Source organism: Microbacterium sp. 2FI (assembly GCF_005502885.1).
GTDB lineage: Bacteria > Actinomycetota > Actinomycetes > Actinomycetales > Microbacteriaceae > Microbacterium.
Genome location: NZ_SCMR01000010.1, coordinates 80,457 through 99,168 on the forward strand (window position 1 = coordinate 80,457; position 18,712 = coordinate 99,168).

15 protein-coding genes are annotated in these 18,712 nt (G+C 69.6%); 11 read left to right on the forward strand and 4 right to left on the reverse strand.

The features are described from left to right. Window positions 1–12: 12 nt before the first annotated feature. Window positions 13–267, reverse strand: coding sequence for a hypothetical protein (locus tag FFS15_RS10070; protein ID WP_137844890.1), 255 nt, complete (start codon window positions 265–267; stop codon window positions 13–15). A 500-nt stretch (window positions 268–767) separates the two neighbouring features. Between FFS15_RS10070 and smc the strand changes: the two genes are divergently transcribed. The 3 genes from smc (at window position 768) to FFS15_RS10085 (ending at window position 5,777) form a co-directional block, all read left to right on the forward strand. Continuing rightward, window positions 768–4,292, forward strand: coding sequence for a chromosome segregation protein SMC (gene smc / locus FFS15_RS10075; protein WP_137844891.1), 3,525 nt, complete (start codon window positions 768–770; stop codon window positions 4,290–4,292). A 20-nt stretch (window positions 4,293–4,312) separates the two neighbouring features. Continuing rightward, window positions 4,313–5,185 carry a signal recognition particle-docking protein FtsY gene (ftsY, locus tag FFS15_RS10080; RefSeq protein WP_137844892.1) on the forward strand — a complete coding sequence of 291 codons (873 nt, stop codon included), beginning with the start codon at window positions 4,313–4,315 and terminating at the stop codon, window positions 5,183–5,185. Between the two features lie 91 nt (window positions 5,186–5,276). Then, complete coding sequence (locus FFS15_RS10085) at window positions 5,277–5,777, forward strand: DUF2004 domain-containing protein (RefSeq protein WP_137844893.1); 501 nt, start codon at window positions 5,277–5,279, stop codon at window positions 5,775–5,777. A 17-nt stretch (window positions 5,778–5,794) separates the two neighbouring features. Here the strand turns inward: FFS15_RS10085 and lipA are convergent, their stop codons facing one another. Together lipA and lipB are read right to left on the reverse strand one after the other, a co-directional pair. Beyond that, window positions 5,795–6,820, reverse strand: a complete 1,026-nt coding sequence (lipA, locus tag FFS15_RS10090; protein WP_137844894.1) for a lipoyl synthase — start codon at window positions 6,818–6,820, stop codon at window positions 5,795–5,797. After that, window positions 6,817–7,455 (reverse strand): lipoyl(octanoyl) transferase LipB, encoded by a 639-nt coding sequence (gene lipB / locus FFS15_RS10095; RefSeq protein ID WP_137844895.1) that lies wholly within the window; start codon window positions 7,453–7,455, stop codon window positions 6,817–6,819. Before lipB ends, lipA begins: the two co-directional genes overlap by 4 nt. Window positions 7,456–7,650: 195 nt before the next feature. Between lipB and FFS15_RS10100 the strand changes: the two genes are divergently transcribed. The 4 genes from FFS15_RS10100 (at window position 7,651) to ffh (ending at window position 11,509) form a co-directional block, all read left to right on the forward strand. After that, window positions 7,651–8,640, forward strand: coding sequence for a TetR family transcriptional regulator (locus FFS15_RS10100; RefSeq protein ID WP_137844896.1), 990 nt, complete (start codon window positions 7,651–7,653; stop codon window positions 8,638–8,640). Between the two features lie 81 nt (window positions 8,641–8,721). Continuing rightward, entirely contained in the window at window positions 8,722–9,405 is a 684-nt protein-coding gene (locus tag FFS15_RS10105) for a hypothetical protein (RefSeq protein ID WP_137844897.1), read from the forward strand. Further along, window positions 9,402–9,896 carry an RNA polymerase sigma factor gene (locus FFS15_RS10110; protein ID WP_137844898.1) on the forward strand — a complete coding sequence of 165 codons (495 nt, stop codon included), beginning with the start codon at window positions 9,402–9,404 and terminating at the stop codon, window positions 9,894–9,896. Before FFS15_RS10105 ends, FFS15_RS10110 begins: the two co-directional genes overlap by 4 nt. A 50-nt stretch (window positions 9,897–9,946) precedes the next feature. After that, a complete protein-coding gene (gene ffh, locus FFS15_RS10115) occupies window positions 9,947–11,509 on the forward strand; it encodes a signal recognition particle protein (protein WP_137844899.1) in 1,563 nt (520 codons plus the stop codon). Window positions 11,510–11,696: 187 nt separating this feature from the next. Here ffh and FFS15_RS10120 read toward each other — a convergent pair whose 3' ends face one another. Beyond that, window positions 11,697–12,860: a glutamate--cysteine ligase gene (locus tag FFS15_RS10120; protein WP_137844900.1), complete on the reverse strand. Its 1,164-nt coding sequence runs from the start codon at window positions 12,858–12,860 to the stop codon at window positions 11,697–11,699. 193 nt (window positions 12,861–13,053) lie between these two features. On the opposite strand from FFS15_RS10120, the gene rpsP reads away from it, so the two are divergent. From rpsP to FFS15_RS10140, 4 genes are all read left to right on the forward strand, one after another. Beyond that, entirely contained in the window at window positions 13,054–13,485 is a 432-nt protein-coding gene (gene rpsP, locus FFS15_RS10125) for a 30S ribosomal protein S16 (RefSeq protein WP_137844901.1), read from the forward strand. 4 nt (window positions 13,486–13,489) lie between these two features. After that, entirely contained in the window at window positions 13,490–13,720 is a 231-nt protein-coding gene (locus tag FFS15_RS10130; protein ID WP_137844902.1) for an RNA-binding protein, read from the forward strand. An 88-nt stretch (window positions 13,721–13,808) separates the two neighbouring features. Further along, window positions 13,809–14,399 carry a ribosome maturation factor RimM gene (gene rimM / locus FFS15_RS10135; protein WP_249353933.1) on the forward strand — a complete coding sequence of 197 codons (591 nt, stop codon included), beginning with the start codon at window positions 13,809–13,811 and terminating at the stop codon, window positions 14,397–14,399. A gap of 119 nt (window positions 14,400–14,518) precedes the next feature. Continuing rightward, window positions 14,519–18,640: a bifunctional nitrate reductase/sulfite reductase flavoprotein subunit alpha gene (locus FFS15_RS10140; RefSeq protein WP_137844904.1), complete on the forward strand. Its 4,122-nt coding sequence runs from the start codon at window positions 14,519–14,521 to the stop codon at window positions 18,638–18,640. Window positions 18,641–18,712 lie beyond the last annotated feature (72 nt).

Sequence of the window (18,712 nt, forward strand, 5' to 3'; positions counted from 1 at the left end):
ACCCCGGTGCCTTCACAGGCGGGGCGCGAGGAGTGCCTCGCGCAGGTAGCCGTGCTCGCGGATGTCGTTCGCCCGCTGCGTGCGGCTGACGCGAGCGTGCCGCTCGCGATCATCGGCGAGTCGCGGAGTCCGCGTGCTCCAGATCAGCAGGTGCAGGCCCACGTGGAGGGCGATGCGGTCGATCGGCGTGATGCGGGTGTCGCGGCTCGGAAGCCGCAGCGTATCGGGGAGGCCCGACGGGCGCTGCGGCGCATAGGTGGTATTCATGATGGTCTCTTCCGGATGAAGGGGTGATGGATGCCCGGAACCGCGCGCGGTCGGGCGGGATGTCGTGCCGCAGCACGACGGGACGATGGCAGAGGGATCGCGCTCGGCTCCCGGGACGGGAGCGGCGCAGGCGGATCATGCCCGAGAGCGGGCAGAGTCCTCCCCTGCGGGGATCAGGACGCGGTGTGCCCGCGGCCGTTCTGGCGCGCGCTGAAGGAGTGGGTCCCCGGCGCGATGGCACGAGTCGCAACGCCTGCAAGGGCTGTGACTCCTGTGGTGTTCATGTGCATCATCGGGGGACCTCCTTTCTCGACTTCGGACGCGGTCAGTGACACTAGCGCTCTTTCGGGGGGCGCGTCAAGCGTTCTCGCAGTTTCGGGTGACGGCGGGCGTGTCGTCCGCGCATCCCGGCCTCGCGCCGTCACGGCTCGGCATCGCCGTGCCGACCGCCACCTCCGGTAGCGTATGCCGGGAAGTCGACCGGGGTGGAGGACGCATCCATGCACCTGAAGAGCGTGACGCTCAAGGGTTTCAAGTCGTTCGCCCAGCCGACGACGTTCGCGTTCGAACCCGGTGTGACTTGCATCGTCGGGCCCAACGGCTCGGGCAAGTCGAATGTCGTCGATGCCCTGGCGTGGGTCATGGGTGAGCAGGGTGCGAAGACCCTCCGCGGCGGCAAGATGGAAGACGTCATCTTCGCCGGCACCGCGACGCGCGGGCCTCTCGGTCGCGCCGAGGTTCAGCTGACGATCGACAACAGCGACGGTGCACTGCCGATCGAGTACTCCGAGGTCACCATCAGCCGGACGCTCTTCCGCAACGGCGCGAGCGAGTACGCGATCAACGGCGAGGTCTGCCGTCTGCTCGACGTGCAGGAGCTGCTGAGCGATTCCGGGCTCGGTCGCGAGATGCACGTCATCGTCGGTCAGGGGCGCCTCGACAGCGTGCTGGCGGCGACGCCCGAAGACCGCCGCGGCTTCATCGAGGAAGCGGCCGGAATCCTCAAGCACCGACGTCGCAAAGAGAAGACGCTGCGCAAGCTCGATGCGATGGAGGCCAACCTCACACGCCTGAGCGATCTCGCCGGCGAGCTGCGGCGTCAGCTCAAACCCCTCGGCCGGCAGGCCGAGATCGCGCGCGAGGCGGCGACGATCGCGGCCGTCGTGCGCGATGCGAAGGCGCGCCTCTTCGCCGACGAGCTCGTGGGCCTGCGCAGCGAGCTCGCGGCGCACGCCAGCAGCGAGCAGGAGCGGCACGCCGAGCGCATGGTCCTGCAGGATCAGCTCGACCACGCCCGTGTGCGCATCGAGCAGCTCGAGACGGATCAGCGCTCCGAAGCCGTCGACGATGCCCGGCGCGTCGCGTTCGGCCTCGAGCGTGTGCAGGAGCGCGTGCGCAGCCTCTACTCGCTGGCTGGACAAAGACTCGCTCTGCTGGCCGAGACCGACGCCGATGAGCGCATCGAGCTCACGACGGTTTCGCAGGCGATGATCGACGAGGCTCGCGCCGAGGTCGACGAGATCGCCGAGGGTATGGGCGCGATGCAGGATGCTGCCGCCGAGGCATCCCGCGACGTCATCCGCGCTCGCGCCGAGCTCGACGCCCTCGACGCCGACATCGCGGCGCAGAGTGCGCTCGTGTCGGAGCACGACATGCGCATCACGGCGCTGCGGGGCATGGCCGACGCCGCGGAGTCGGGATTGGCGGCGGTGCGCGGCGCGGTCGAGCGGCAACAGCGCGCGCTGGATGCCGCGCTCGCGCGGCGCGCCGAAGCCGAGTCCACCCTTGCGGGCGTGGATCCCGATCTCGTTCCCGAAGGCTCGTCGGCCGAGTACTCGACCGCGTACGAGCGGGCCCAGCGCGATGCGAGCGAGACCGAGGCGAAGGTCGCCGGCATCCGCGAGCGTCTTCACGCCGCCGAGCGCGAGCGCGAGGCGCTCACCGCGCAGACGTCGGCGCTGGGGCGCGCGCTCGAAGTGAAGAACGCGGCGGCCGAACTCGTGCGTCGCGGCGGAGCCGGCATCCGGGGTCTCATCGGCGATGCGATCAAGGTCACTGCCGGCTACGAGACCGCGATCGCCGCGGCGCTCGGACCCCTGGCCGAGGGCGTGCTCGTGGACACATCCGGTGACGCGTTCGCCATGGCGGCCGCGGTGCGCGACAGCGACCTCGGTTCGGTCGACATCGCCATCGCCGATGCTGCACCGGGGGAGACCTCCGCCATCGAGGGGGTGACCGCCGCCCGCGATGTCGTGACCGCGCCGGCGGGTGTGCTGGGACTGCTCGCCCGAGTGTTCGTCGCCGACGATCTCGAGGCCGCGCGCGCGGCACGTGAACGCCTGGAAGGACCCGCGACGATCGTCACTCGCGCCGGCGAGGTCGTCACGGCCTTCACGGTGCGGGCAGGATCCGGGCAGGGACGATCGCGGCTCGAGCTCGCCGCCGAGCGTGACGCGGCAGCCGAACGTCGCGACGAGATCGCGGTCGTCGCAGACTCTCTGCGCGATGCCCTCACCGATGAGACCGCTCGCCTGGACACCGCACGTCACCGGACGAAGGCTGCGCTCACGACCCTGCGCGAGCACGATGCCGCCCTCGCCGCGCACACTGAGCAGGTCAATCGCGCGAGCGTCCGCTTCGAGGCTGCTGTCGCCGAGTGCGACCGTCTCGCCGCCGGCCTCGCGCAGGCTGAAGCTGCGGTGCAGGATGCCGAAGGCTCGGCACGGGTCGCAGCCGACCAGCTCACCGGCGCCCTCGAAGCACCGCGGCCGATCCTCGATGCCTCGGCGCGCGAGGGGATGCTCGGGACTCTCGAGGCGGCTCGGGATGCCGAAATGCGAGCGCGGCTCGACGTCGAGACCCTGCGCGAGCGCATCCGCGCCGGCGAGGCTCGTGTGGTGGCGATCGAACGGCAGCGGGAGCGGGAGCGCGACGCGGCGGCCGAGGCCGCGCGCCGCGCCGTGATCCGCCGCGCGCAGCGGGAGGTGGCCGCGCGGGTGGCCGAGCACGTGCCCGCGCTTCTCGATTCGATCGATCGCTCGGTGTCGCAGGCCCGCGTGGAACTGGCGACCGCAGAGTCTGCGCGGACGGCCCTCAGCACCGAGCTCGCCGACCTGCGCGGCCAGGAGTCCACGCTGCGCGAGCGCCTGGCCGGTCTCACGGAGAGCGTGCACGGACTCGAGCTGCAGATCCACGAGAAGCGGCTGCACGTCTCGAGCCTTCTCGAGCGAGTGGCCTCGGAGCTCGCACTGGACGAGGATATTCTGATTTCGGAATATGGTCCCGATCAGGCAGTTCCCGCCGACGTTGAGCTCGTCGGAGGCGCAGACGACGCGGCTGAGGGCGCAGCATCCGTCGCCTTCGAACGCGCCGCACAGCGACGCCGTCTGCAGGAAGCCGAGCGAAAGCTCGGTCAGCTGGGCCGGGTGAACCCGCTCGCGCTGGAGGAGTTCGAGGCTCTCGAGCAGCGCCACGCGTTCATGACCGAGCAGCTCGCCGATCTGACGCAGACGCGCAAGGACCTCATCACGATCATCGAAGAGCTCGACGAGCGGATGCAGACGATTTTCCTCGCCGCCTTCGAAGACACACGGGTCGCCTTCGGCGAGGTGTTCCCGGTGCTCTTTCCCGGCGGCACGGGCAGCATCTCGCTCACCAACCCCGACGAGCCGCTTACGACGGGTATCGAGGTCGCGGTGCGCCCGGTCGGCAAGAAGATCGAGCGTCTCTCGCTGCTCTCCGGTGGCGAGCGGTCGCTTGCCGCCGTCGCGCTGCTCACGGCGATCTTCAAGGCCCGTCCGAGCCCCTTCTACATCCTCGACGAGGTCGAGGCGGCGCTCGACGACGCCAACCTCGGGCGACTGCTCGGCGTCTTCGAGCAGCTGCGCGAATCGAGTCAGCTCATCGTCATCACCCACCAGAAGCGCACGATGGAGATCGCCGACGCGCTCTACGGCGTCTCGATGCGCCAGGACGGCGTCTCGGCTGTCGTCGGCCAGCGCCTCGGCGAGCGCGTCGCGAGCTGAGCGAACCGTAGGCTGGACGCATGGCAGAGAGCTCCTGGTCGCTCGGTCGCGCACTGCGCGGCATGTTCGTCAAACCCACGATCGACGACACGACATGGGACGACCTCGAGACGGCGCTGCTGACGGCCGACTTCGGGCCCGACATCTCGGAGCGCATCGTGGACGAACTCCGCGAGAAGGTCGAGCGATTCCGCACAACCGACCCGCGCGACCTCCAGCGGATGCTCAAGGAGACGCTCGAAGAGCACTTCGCCAAGTTCGACACGACGCTCCGTCTGACCGAGCGGCCGGCGGTCGTTCTCGTCGTCGGAGTCAACGGAGTGGGAAAGACCACGACCATCGGCAAGTTCGCGAAGTTCCTGCAGCGGTACGGACGCACCGTCGTCGTCGGCGCCGCCGACACCTTCCGTGCCGCAGCCGTCGACCAGCTCGCGACGTGGGCCGAGCGCGGGGGAGCGGCGATCGTGCGGCCGCAGCACGAGGGGCAGGATCCGGCATCCGTCGCCTACCAGACGATCGAGTACGCTCAGCGCACCGGCACCGAGATCGTGCTGGTCGACACCGCCGGGCGCCTCCATACCAAGGGCGGGCTCATGGACGAGCTCACCAAGATCCGACGCGTGATCGAGAAGCAGGCTCCGATCAGCGAGGTGCTCCTCGTCCTCGATGCCACCACCGGGCAGAACGGCGTGATGCAGGCGCAGGCCTTCCTCGAGCACGCCGGCGTCACGGGTCTCGTGCTCACGAAGCTCGACGGCTCGGCCAAGGGCGGATTCGTCCTCGCCGTGCAGGAGAAGACCGGCATTCCGGTCAAACTCCTCGGGCAGGGCGAGGGTATCGGCGACCTCACGGGCTTCACGCCGCACGTTTTCGCGGCATCCCTGGTCGAGTGAGAGATCGCGCGCAGATGTCGTGCGCGTAACGGATCGCCGCGACACGGGCTCAGGGCTACCGCGGCGGGCGCCGTGCTGGTTTCATGGGGTCATGGCGATCGAGCACGACTTCTTCGGACTTCTCGAGTCCGGTCCGGACGGTTCGATCTTCTGGTCCGAGACCGTCGAGCTGGGAGATCAGGCGGTCACGGTCGATCTGACCGCGCCTGACCAGGAAGATGTGTCCGCGGCGGCGCTCGACGTCGCCGCCGCGTTGGTGTCGTCGCTCGAAGCGATCGATCGCAGCGCCCGAAGCGCCATGGTCGACGAGCTGAGCGACCGCACGAGCGAGGTTACCGAGTACATCCTGCAGCAGCAGGAGCAGCAGGGCGACGATCTCGAGGCGCTGCTCGTCGACATCTCGGGCGACGTCCACATCGACGTCATCCGCTCGCTTCAGCTCATGAGCATGACGATCCTCGCCGACGAGCACGGTGGATCCGACCCGTTCGCGGTGCTCGAGTACGCGCTCGACCCCGACGCGACCGACGACGTGCTGCTGGTGAATCTCGACTCCGACGCCTCGGTGCTCTCCGTCACGAGCGCTGAATAGCCGCTGTCGCGCCGGCGTCAGACCGCCTGGGCGAACCCCTGATCGGCTGCTTCGGCGATGTGGGACAGGTGCGGCGGGATCTCGCGGCCCTTCGAGGCCATCGACTGCGCCCACAGGCGCCCGGCCCGGTACGACGAGCGCACGAGGGGGCCGGCGAGCACCCCGAGGAACCCGATTCTCTCGGCCTCGTCCTTGAACTCGACGAACTCCTGCGGCTTGACCCAGCGCGACACCGGCAGATGGCGGGGCGAAGGCCGCAGGTACTGCGTGATCGTGATGATGTCGGTGCCCGCGTCATGCAGATCATGGAGAGCCTGAACGACCTCCTCGGGCTTTTCGCCCATGCCGAGGATCAGGTTCGACTTCGTGATCAGTCCTGCCGTGCGGGCCTGCGTCAGCACGTCGAGGGAGCGCTCGTAGCGGAACGCGGGTCGGATGCGCTTGAAGATGCGCGGCACCGTCTCGACGTTGTGCGCGAACACCTCGGGGCGGCTGTCGAAGACCTCGCCGAGCAGGGCGGCGTCGCCGTTGAAGTCGGTGGCGAGGATCTCGACGCCGGTGTTCGGATTCATAGCGTGGATCTGCCGGACGGTCTCGGCGTGCAGCCACGCACCGCCGTCGGGCAGGTCATCGCGTGCGACGCCGGTGACGGTCGCGTAGCGCAGGTTCATGCGCACGACGCTCTCGGCCACGCGGCGGGGCTCGTCGGTGTCGTAGTCGGCCGGCTTGCCGGTGTCGATCTGGCAGAAGTCGCAGCGCCTCGTGCACTGCGAGCCGCCGATGAGGAAGGTCGCCTCGCGGTCTTCCCAGCACTCGTAGATGTTGGGGCAGCCGGCCTCCTGACAGACCGTGTGCAGTTCCTCGGACTTCACGAGCGCATGCAGGGCCTGGTACTCGGGGCCCATCTTCGCCTTGGTCTTGATCCACTCGGGCTTGCGCTCGATCGGCGTCTGGGCGTTGCGCACCTCGAGGCGGAGGAGCTTGCGTCCCGCCGGGGTCGTCGCCGGCGCGGTGGATCCGGTACCGGTGCCGCAGGCGCTCACGCGACGACCGCCGCGTACTCGGCCTGGAACACGCGGCTCACGGTGTCGATGACGTCGCGGGGTGAGACATCGGACCCGATGACCTCGCTCACGGTCGTGACACCGGCATCCGTGATCCCGCACGGGATGATGCCGCGGAACCCCGCGAGCGAGTTGTCGCAGTTGACGGCGAAGCCGTGCATCGTGACACCCTTCTCGACGCGCACGCCGATCGCGGCGACCTTGTCTTCCGAGAGCGGACGCCGCACCCACACACCGCTGCGCCCCTCGACCTGATAGCCGTCCACGCCGTGTTCGCGAAGGGCGGCGATGAGAAGTCGCTCGATGCGGCGGACGTGCGCCACGACGTCGACAGGCTCGGGGAGGCGCACGATCGGGTAGCCGACGAGCTGGCCGGGGCCGTGCCACGTGATCTTGCCGCCGCGGTCGACGTCGACGACGGGCGTGCCGTCGGTCGGACGCTCGTGCGGCTCGGTGCGCTTGCCCGCCGTGTAGACGGCCGCGTGCTCGAGCAGGAGCAGCGTGTCGGGGCGTGTTCCGGCGACCACCTCGGCGTGCACGCGTCGCTGGAGCGCCCAGCCGTCGGCATAGGGGACGACATCGGGGGCCAGGCCCACCGTCTGGATCTCGAGCACGATGCTCCTCGCTTGTGGCGGTTTATGGATCGCGTCCAACAATACCCTCAGCATTCGGCGGAACCGCCTCCTGCTGTCGGAATCCCGCGAGACTCCAACGGAGCGCCGAAACAGCGTGTCGCGTGTGCGGTCTCGGCGCTCCGGTGGTGTCTCGCCGGGAATCGGGGAGGACGGGGCGGGCGCTAGCGTGTGAGGATGACGAGCACGGGACGCGCGGGAAGGCCGAAGGCCTCGTCGAGGGAGACCCTCGCCGAGGCGGCGTGCGAGCTCTTCCTCGAGCAGGGCTACGAGGCGACCACGATCATCGACATCACGACCCGTGCCGGGGTCAGCCGGTCGAGCTTCTTCAACTACTTCTCGACCAAGGCCGATGTGCTGTGGGCTGGTCTCGACGAGCGCATCGAGACGCTCGAGCGCCGGCTCGCGATCGACGAGGGGACGGATGCCGCCGCCTCGGTCCGCGCCGCGATCGTGTCGCTGGGTGACGACTTCGCACCCGACAGCTTCGCGCTGTCCGTCGTCAGCTCCACCGCCATGGGAATCGCCGACGAGCTCGAACGCGAGGCGTCGCTGCGGCGCTCGCGACTGGCGCGCGCGGTCTCCGAAAGGCTCACCCGCGCGGGCGCCGACCGTCTGCATGCCGACATCGCTGGGGCTGCCTGGGGTGGCGCGGTGATCGCGGCGCTCGAGGCCTGGGCGCGGGATGGCGCTGGGCGCACGTCGCTGCGGCGATTCCTCGCGCGGGCGGCGGATGCGGCATCCGTCGTCCCCGCCGTGCCTGCCGCCGGCTCCGTGCGTCAGCTGCGGGTGGTCGTGCAGGCGCCGGACTTCGAAGCGGCACTCGCGTTCTACCGAGATGCGGTCGGCATGCCCCAGGCGGAGGCGTACGAGGCCGACGGCGGCGCCCGTGTCGTGATCCTCGACGCCGGGCGTGCGACCCTCGAGCTGGCCAATGCGGCGCAGGTCGCCTTCATCGACACGGTCGAGACCGACGGCGGTGCCAGCGATCCGATCCGCCTGGGCCTGGAGGTCGAGGACACGCATGCGGCAGCCGAGGCGCTTGCCGCGGCCGGGGCCGACGTCGAGGCATCCGCCCGCCAGACCCCGTGGCGCTCGCTCAACGCGCGGCTGCGCGGTCCGGCCGGCCTGCAGCTGACGCTCTTCCAGGAGCTAGGCCCCGAGTAGCGCCGCATTCATCGAGGGGATTGGACGCTTCGCGGGTTGCCGGACACGTACAGGGTGACGGCGACCGATGATGGAGGCACCATGACCCGCGACATGTTCGATGACCTGCTCGACCGCTCCGCCCCGATGACCCGCGCTGCCGACGACGCCGCGCTCGCGCGGATGATCCGCGAGGCCCGGTCGGAAGCGGTGCCTCGGCGGCGGCGGATGCCGAGCATCGCGCTCGGGGTGTCCATCGCGGCGGTTCTCGTCGGCGGCGCCGGCGTCGCTGTCGCGACGGACGGTCTCTCATGGGCGCCGTGGGCGCAGGATCCGGTCGGCGCGGTGTCGTTCACGATGCCGAACGGCTTCGACTGCGAGCTGCGGTTCTCGCCGTACTCGGGCGGCTCGGACCCGGGGTATGTCGCTGAGGCCAACCGCGTCCTCGAAGAGTGGTATCGCTCGACCGACGTCGTCGCGGAAGCCGAAGCGCTCCTGCCGGCGATGCGCCGGCACCTCGAGGCCCTGCACGCAGAGTCGGATCCCGATCCAGAAGCAGACATGGCCGCGCTCACTCCCGAAGCGCGTGCCGACGAGATCGCGCATCGCGCGTGGTCGGCCGAGTGGATGACGTGGGAGTGGGTCGTCGGCGACCTCGAAGCGCAGGCGCTGCGAGACGCCGGCTTCACTGTGCCCGATGACCGGTTCGGCGGGAGCGAGCGCGCCGGACAGATCCAGTGCTTCGACGAGGACGGCGAGATCTACGCTCCCGGCGCCGGCTCGTGAGAGGCTCCGACGCGCGCCTGACCGACGCGCTGGCTGCGGCATCCCCGTCTCTCCTCGTCTATCTGCAGCGCCGCGTGGGTGTCGACGATGCGCCCGACCTCCTCGGGGAGACGATGGTCGTCGCGTGGCGGCGGGTCGGTGATCTGCCGACCGATCCGGAGCGCGCCCGCATGTGGCTCTTCGGTATCGCCCGCGGGACCGTCTTGAACCATGTGCGGGGTGTGCGGCGCCGGTGGGCACTGGCGGACCGTATTCGCGGGCATGTCGGGACCGGTGCCGCGTCCCCCGCCGCAGACGAGGGGGCCGAGGTCCGCGACGCGATCGCGCGCCTCGAGGCGGATCTGGCCGAGCTGGTGCGACTCGTGCACTGGGAGCGGCTCACGCTCGCCGAGGCCGCAGAGGTTCTCGGCATCCCGGCTTCGACCGCCCGTGGCCGATATGCGACGGCGAAGGCGGAGCTGCGCGCGGCGCTCGGGGTCGCCGTCCCGTGATGCGGAGCGAGCGCGGGCGGCGACGTTCGCTCGCGTAGAATCGGGGGATCATGGCGACTTTCGGCACTCTCTCCGACCGGCTCACCGAGACCTTCCGCAACCTCCGCACCAAGGGCAGGCTCACGCCCGCGGATGTCGACGGCACGGTACGCGAGATCCGCCGCGCACTGCTGGATGCCGACGTCGCGCTCGTCGTCGTCAAGGAGTTCAGCGCCAAAGTGCGTGAGCGCGCCCTCGGCGACGAGGTCAACAAGGCCCTGAACCCTGCGCAGCAGGTGGTGCAGATCGTGAACGAGGAGCTCGTCGCGATCCTCGGCGGCCAGCAGCGCCGGCTGCAGTTCGCGAAGAATCCCCCGACCGTGATCATGCTCGCGGGCCTTCAAGGCTCGGGAAAGACCACCTTCGCGGGCAAGCTCGCGAAGATGCTCGAGAAGGACGGTCACACGCCCCTCCTCATCGCCGCCGACCTCCAGCGCCCCAACGCGGTGAACCAGCTGCAGGTCGTCGCCGAGCGCGCCGGCGCCGCGATCTACGCGCCCGAGCCGGGCAACGGCGTCGGCGACCCGGTGAAGGTCGCCCGCGACGGCGTCGAGTACGCCCGCCGCCAACAGCACGACACGGTCATCATCGACACCGCCGGACGACTGGGCGTGGATGCCGAGCTGATGAAGCAGGCCGCCGACATCCGCACCGCGACCGATCCCGACGAGGTTCTCTTCGTCATCGACGCGATGATCGGCCAGGATGCCGTCAACACGGCCAAGGCCTTCCAGGACGGCGTCGACTTCACCGGCGTCGTGCTGTCCAAGCTCGACGGCGACGCCCGAGGCGGTGCCGCGCTGTCGGTCGCCTCGGTGACCGGCCGCCCGATCATCTTCGCGTCCACCGGCGAGGGGCTCGACGACCTCGAGGCGTTCCACCCGGATCGCATGGCGAGCCGCATCCTCGACCTCGGCGACATCCTCACCCTCATCGAGCAGGCCCAGTCGGCCTTCGATGAGGAAGAGGCCATGAAGATGGCCGAGAAGCTCGCCACCGAGGCCTTCACGCTCGAGGACTTCCTCGAGCAGATGCAGCAGATGCGCAAGATGGGCTCGATGAAGAAGATGCTCGGGATGCTCCCGGGCATGGGTCAGATGAAGCAGCAGCTCGACGATTTCGACGAGCGCGAGATCGACCGCACCGAGGCGATCATCCGGTCGATGACGCCGGCCGAGCGCCGCAACACGAAGCTCCTCAACGGATCCCGGCGCCTCCGAATCGCACGCGGTTCGGGCATGACCGTCACCGATGTCAACCAGCTCGTCCAGCGCTTCGACCAGGCCGCGAAGATGATGAAGACGGTCGCCCGCGGCGGCATGCCGAACATCCCCGGCATGGGCCCGATCCCCGGCGCCGGTCGCCCCGGCGCGTCGTCGAAGCGCGGCAAGCAGCAGAAGGCGAAGGGCTCGCGCTCTGGCAACCCCGCCAAGCGGGCGGAGGAGAACGCGGGCATCGCAGCCGCAGCTCCCGCCGCCCCCACGGGCTCCGGATTCGGGCTGGGCGGCGGCGCGAAGGGCGCTCCGAGCGCCGAGGACCTCGCCGAGTTGCAGAGGATGCTCGGCCGGGGCTGACCGCTCGCATTCCGGATGCTGAGGGCCTCGGCATCCGTCATATTCAGGCGATCTGCGGCCCACTCTGTCCCCGGATCAGGTGATCTCACGGGGGTAGGAGTATCTGCGTGAAATTGTCCTGTTCCGGCGATATCACCTGATCTCGCAACGCGACGGATGCTGCGCAGGCGACGCCGAGCCCCCCTGCTCAGTGGCCGAGGGCGGCGAGGTGCTCGCGCAGTGTGGGTCCCGCACGGAACTCGCGGATCAGGTGCATGACGACCTCGCGCAGGTCTCCGTCCGCGGCGTCCGCCACCGTCAGCTGACGCGCGTAGCTCGCGCCCTGAGACAGGATCGTGCCGACCCCCTGGAACTCGCGCGTGCACTTGAGGTCGGCGGCGATGTCCACGTGCCGTTCCAGCAGCTCGGCGAGGTGCTCGCGCACCGGGACCTGCCGGCCGTGGCTGTCGACGATGATGCGGGCTTCCAGTCCGTACCGCGCCGCCCGCCACTTGTTCTCGCGCACGAACCACGGCTGGATCGTCGGCAGCGTCCTGCCTTCGTCGAGTTCGCGCGAGAAGTGCTCGACGAGCACCTGAACGAGAGAGGCGACCGCTGCGAGCTCGGGCAGGGTCGACATGCCGTCGCACGCGCGCACCTCGATGGTGCCCCAGCGCGGTGCGGGTCGGATGTCCCAGCGGACCTCGGTGGAGTCCTCCATGACGCCGGTGCCGACCATGTCGTCGAGATAGGACTCGAACTGCGACCAGTTCTCGAGGGGCCACGGAAGACCCGCCGTGGGCAGCTGCTGGAACACGAGCGAGCGGTTGGACGCATAGCCGGTGCGCTCGCCCGCCCAGAACGGGCTCGACGCCGAGAGTGCCTGCAGGTGCGGCAGATAGACCGCCAGCGCGTTGATGATCGGGAAGACCTTGTTGACGTCCTCGACGCCGACGTGCACGTGGATGCCCCAGATCATCATGTTGCGTCCCCACCACTGGGTGCGCTCGATGAGCTTGTGGTACCGCGTCTTGTCGGTCACCTGCTGGTCGTACCACTGCGCGAACGGGTGGCTCCCCGCGCACAGCAGCTCGGCGCCGAGCGGCGTGGTCACGGTGCGCACAGCTGCAATGGCGTCGGCGATGTCGTCGACAGCCGCGGCGACCGTGTCGCCGATCCCGCTCGTCACCTCGACGGTGTTGGTGAGCAGTTCGCCGGTGATCGTGTAGCGCTCGAGCGCGGTGACCTCCTCGAGAGCGTCCGTCACCTCGGGCGCGCGCGGCGCGAGATCGCCGGTCTCGCCGTCGGCCAGCATCAGCTCCCACTCCAAGCCCAGCGATGAGCGGGCTGATGTCGCGAAGGGCACCGTCATTCGCACAGTCTGGCACGCACACGCCCCAGACTCCGCTGGTTCGCGGCACGGTCCGTCATCTGGCAGAATGAAGGGTCGGATCACCCGCTCGACCCTCTATCCAGCGGGAAGGTCCTCCTCTGAGCTTCCGCCGGGTGTGCACCCCACTCTCCAGGCGATCGGTTCGTACTTCTACACACAATTCAGGAGAATCGTGGCTGTCAAGATTCGTCTCAAGCGCCTCGGCAAGATCCGTGCGCCCTACTACCGCATCGTCGTGGCCGACTCGCGCACCAAGCGCGATGGTCGTGTCATCGAGGAGATCGGCAAGTACCACCCCACCGAGGAGCCCTCGCTCATCGAGGTCGACTCCGAGCGTGCGCAGTACTGGCTCGGCGTCGGCGCTCAGCCGACCGAGCAGGTTCTCGCGCTCCTCAAGCTGACCGGCGACTGGGGCCGCTTCAAGGGCGACAAGAACGCCGTCTCGACGGTGCGTGTCGCCGCTGAGAAGCAGCCCTTCGAGATCGACTCCGCCAAGAAGTCGGTCGTCAAGCCCAAGGCAGAGAAGAAGGCCGAAGCACCCGCCGAGGCCCCCGCTGACGACGAGACCGCGGCCGCTCCGGCCGACGAGTCCGCCGAAGCGTAGTCCGTTGCTGGCCGCCGCTCTCGAGCACGTCGTCAAGGGGATCGTCGATCACCCTGACGCCGTCCGCATCGACTCGTCCTCGTCGCCTCGCGGCGACGTTCTCGAGGTGCACGTGCACCCCGACGATCGCGGTCGTGTCATCGGGCGCGGCGGCCGCACGGCCGAAGCCCTGCGCACCCTGATCGGCGCGCTCGCCGACGGACGCCGCGTCCGCGTCGACGTCGCGGACGACTGAGGTGGCGGGCGAAGACACGACGGATGCCGGCCACGAGCCGCATTCGTCTGCCAAGACCGCTCCGGCGGCGCCGTCCGGCAAGACTCAGCTGCGCGTCGGACGCCTCGTGAAGGCGCATGGTCTCAAGGGCGCGCTCAAGCTCGAGCTCTACACCGACGATCCCGAAGGCCGCTTCGCGCGGGGTGCGACGTTCACACTCCAGGTTCCCGAATCGTCGCCGTGGCACGGCAAGCCGTTGACGGTGCGCGAGTTCCGGTGGATGAACAGCCACCCCGTCGCCTTCTTCGACGGCGTCGACGACCGCGCCGCGGCCGAAGACCTCGTGCGTGCGATCCTGTGGATAGACCAGGACGTGCAGTCGGCATCGGGTGAAGAGGATGCGTGGTTCGACCACCAGCTCGTCGGCCTCGATGTCATGCGCGACGGCGATCTGATCGGTCGCGTCATCCGCGTCGACCACCTGCCGGCCCAGGACCTCCTGATCGTCCGGATGGCCGGTGACGCCCGCGAGGTGCTCGTGCCGTTCGTCAAGGCGATCGTGCCCGAGGTCGACACCGCCGCGGGCCGCGTCGTCGTCACGCCGCCTCCCGGTCTGTTCGAGGATCTCCCGGCCGAGGACGACGCCCCCGAGGACGAACTCGAGGCCGATGCCGCCGACGAGGCTGAGCCTCAGGATTGACCGGGCGTGGGATGCTGCATCCCGCCTCACTCCCGCGCTCAGGTGTCCGTGAGGTCGCTGTGATCCCGCGGTAACACGGGAGAGCACCCCCCGGAACATCCGTCCGCGATCATCGTGGGATGGCTCCACTCGCGGAAACGGTCGCGGCACGCGCGGACGCGCGGGTCGCGGATCTGCGCACCGTCTGCTCGTACTGCGGCGTGGGCTGCGGCATCTCGGTGACGACCACCGACGACGGCGTCACCGGTCCCGTCGTCGTGAAGTCGGTCGGAGACAAGTCCCATCCCGCCAACGCCGGTCGCCTGTGCACCAAGGGCGCGACCCATGTCGAGCTCATGCGCGCACCCGGTCGCATGACGACCGCGCACATCCGCGCGGCTCGTGGCGAGGACGCCGTCCCCGTCCCCCTCGACACCGCCATCGCCGAAGCCGGCTTCCGTCTCCGCGCGATCGTCGACGAGCACGGCCCCGATGCGGTTGCCGTGTACGTCTCCGGGCAGATGTCGATGGAGGCCCAGTACCTCTCGAACAAGCTCGTGAAGGGATACCTGCGGGGACTCCACATCGAGTCGAACTCGCGGCTGTGCATGGCGTCTGCCGGCACCGGCTACAAGCAGTCGCTCGGCGCCGACGGACCGCCGGGATCGTACGAGGACTTCGACCGGGCCGACCTGTTCTTCGTCATCGGCTCGAACATGGCCGATTGCCACCCGATCCTGTTCCTCCGGATGGCGGATCGACTGAAGCAGGGCGCCCGTCTGATCGTCGTCGACCCGCGTCGAACGGCGACGGCGGATCGTGCCGATCTGTATCTGCCCATTCGTCCCGGCACCGACCTAGCGCTGCTGAACGGCCTGCTCCACCTGCTCGTGGTGAACGGCGACATCGACACGGATTTCATCGCCGCGCACACCGAGGGCTGGGATGCGATGCCCGGGTTCCTCGAGGACTACGCGCCCGACCGCGTCGCAGAGGAGACCGGTCTCGCCGAGGATGACATCCGCACCGCGGCGCGCTGGATCGCCGAAGCGGGCGAGTGGATGACCCTGTGGACCATGGGGCTCAATCAGTCCACACAGGGCACGTGGCACACGAACGCGATCTGCAATCTGCATCTGGCCACCGGCGCCATCTGCCGACTCGGCAGCGGGCCGTTCTCGCTCACCGGGCAGCCGAACGCGATGGGCGGCCGCGAGATGGGCTACATGGGCCCGGGCCTGCCGGGTCAGCGCGCGGTGTTCTCGGATGGCGATCGCGCGTACGTCGAGGACGTGTGGGGTGTGGCCCCCGGGAGCATCCGCGCCGAGGCGGGGACCGGCACGATCGACCTCTACCGCGGAATGGCCGAGGGCGCGATCAAAGCCGCGTGGATCATCTGCACGAACCCCGTCGCATCCGTCGCGAATCGACGGAATGTCATCGCCGGACTCGAACGGGCCGAGCTCGTCATCGTGCAGGACGTCTTCACCGAGACGGCGACGACCGCCTACGCCGACATCATGCTGCCGGCGACCCTGTGGGTCGAAGCCGAGGGTGTGATGGTCAGCAGCGACCGCACGATGACCCTCATGCCGCGCGCGACCGAGCCCACGGGCGACGCGCAGCCCGACTGGCTCATGATCTGCCGCGTCGCCCAGGCGATGGGGTTCGACGCGGGCTTCGATTTCGCCACGGCCGAGGAGGTCTTCGACGAGATCCGCCGGTTCTGGAATCCGCAGACCGGGTGGGACGTGCGAGGCGTCAGCTACGAGCGCCTGCGACGGGGACCGGTGCAGTGGCCGGCGCCCCCGGACGACCTCGCCGACCGGCATCCGATCCGCTATCTCAACGACGGCGTCAGCCAGTCGCTGCACACTGGGCCCGACGGCACGACGCCGCAGCTCGCGTTCGCGACCCCGTCGCGGCGCGCGCAGTTCTTCGCGCGTCCGCATCTGGGGCCCGCGGAACTGCCCGACGACGATTACCCATGGATCCTGAACACGGGGCGCCTGCAGCATCAGTGGCACACCATGACCAAGACCGGCAAGGTCGACAAGCTCATGCGCCTGAACCCCGACCCGTTCGTCGAGATCCACCCGCTTGACGCCCAGGCGCAGGGCATCGACGACGGCGACCGGATCGAGGTCGCATCCCGTCGCGGCCGAGTGGTGCTTCCCGCCGTCATCACCGACCGGGTGCGTCCCGGCTGCTGCTTCGCGCCGTTCCACTGGAACGACGAACACGGCGAGTACCTGACGGTGAACGCCGTCACGAGCGATGCCGTCGACGCGACGTCGCTCCAGCCCGAGTTCAAGTACGCCGCGGTGTCGCTCCGGCGCATCGGCCCGGCGCCGGAGAACTCCACCACGAGCGAAGAGAGCGGAGGGATGCCGAGCCCGGCCGCTGTGCGCACGCTCATCCATTCCGGTGGGGAAGGCGGCGGGTTTCCCACCCTCTCCGCCGTCGAGACCGCGTACGTGTCGGGGTTCCTGACGGCAATCGAGGCGGCGCCCCCCGCCGCCGGAACGGTGCCGGTGCTGCCTGCTGCGGCACCGCTCAGCGAAGCCGTTCGCGCATGGATCGACGGCGTTCTGGCCGGCTTCGCATCACGCGACACGGTGCCGATGGGGACGACGACGGACTCGTCGGGGACCGCGGTGACGGTGCTCTGGGGCTCGCAGACGGGCAACGCCGAAGAGATCGCGCAGGCATGCGCGGCGACCCTCGGCGCCCGCGGCATCCCGGCACGCGCCGTGAGCATGGTCGAGATGTCCGCGCGCGAGCTCGCCGAGGTGCAGCGCCTGCTGGTCGTCACCTCGACCTTCGGCGACGGGGGGCCGCCCGACAACGCCGCCGGTCTCTGGGACGAGCTGCGCGCGGAGACGGCCCCCGACCTCTCCGCGCTCGAGTACGCCGTCTTCGCGATCGGCGACTCGAGCTACGACGACTTCTGCGGGCACGGCCGCGGCATCCACGAGCGCCTCGCCGAGCTCGGCGCCCTCGCCATCCTTCCCCGCGTGGACTGCGAGCCCGACTACGAAGCACCCGCGGCCGCGTGGGTCGAGCGGGTCATCGCCGCGCTGGCGCCGGGGATCGCGGCATCCGTCCCCGGGGCAGCCGTTGCGCCGGCCGCCACCCGGCGCCTCTTCACCCGTGCCAATCCCGTGCTCGCGACGCTCGTCACGAATGAGGTGCTGAGTGCCGCGGGCTCGGCGAAAGAGGTCCGCCGCGTCGGATTCGATCTGTCACACGCCGGCGTGGCGTACGAGGCCGGCGATTCGCTCGGGGTGCTGGCGCGAAACGCCGCCGCGGTGGTTGAGGAGTGGCTGGCCGCCACCGGGCTCCCGCCGCGCGTGATCATCGAGCTCGACGGCGAGGAGCGCTTCCTGGACGAGGCGCTGCGCACGCGGCTCGACATCACCCGCATCACGCCCGAACTCCTCTCGTTCGTCGCCGAGCGAAATCCCGACCCGACGCTCGCGGCGCTGCTGCGGCGTGACGGCAAGAGCCGGCTCGAGCAGTACCTGTGGAGCATGCAGGCGGTGGACCTGCTGCACGACTTCCCGGTGCGCGCCGACGCCGACGAGTGGACGAGCGTGCTCACGCGACTGCAGCCGCGCCAGTACTCGATCTCGTCGAGCCCCAAGACCAGCCCGCACGAGGTTCAGCTGACGGTCTCGGTCGTGCGCTTCGAGACGACGACCGGAAGGCGCCGCGGAGGAGTGGGCTCGGCGTTCCTCGCCGACGATGCGGGCACGGATGCCGCACCCATCTATCTGCAGCGCTCGGCCCACTTCCGCCCGCCGGCCGATCCCGACGCGCGCATGATCATGATCGGACCGGGAACGGGCATCGCGCCGTTCCGCGCCTTCCTTCACGATCGCCGCGCCGACGGTCACACCGGACGCAACTGGCTGTTCTTCGGCGAGCAGCACCAGGCCACCGACTTCTACTATCGGGACGAGCTGCAGCAGATGCACGCCGACGGATTCCTGACGCGGCTCGACCTCGCCTTCTCGCGCGATCAGCGCCAGAAGATCTATGTGCAGGACCGCATGGTCGAGCACGGCGCCGAGGTGTGGCGGTGGCTGCAGGACGGCGCGCACGTCTACGTCTGCGGTGACGCCAGCCGCATGGCCAAGGACGTCGACGACACGCTGACCACGATCGTTCGCCGCCACGGCGGCATGAGCGAGCAGGACGCGGCCGAGTACAAGAAGTCGCTCGTCGCCCAGAAGCGCTACGTGCGAGACGTCTACTGAGGCGTCGGAGCGCGCTCAAAGCCGAAGAGGGCCGCACCCGGAATCGGATGCGGCCCTCTTCGCGCGCGAGCG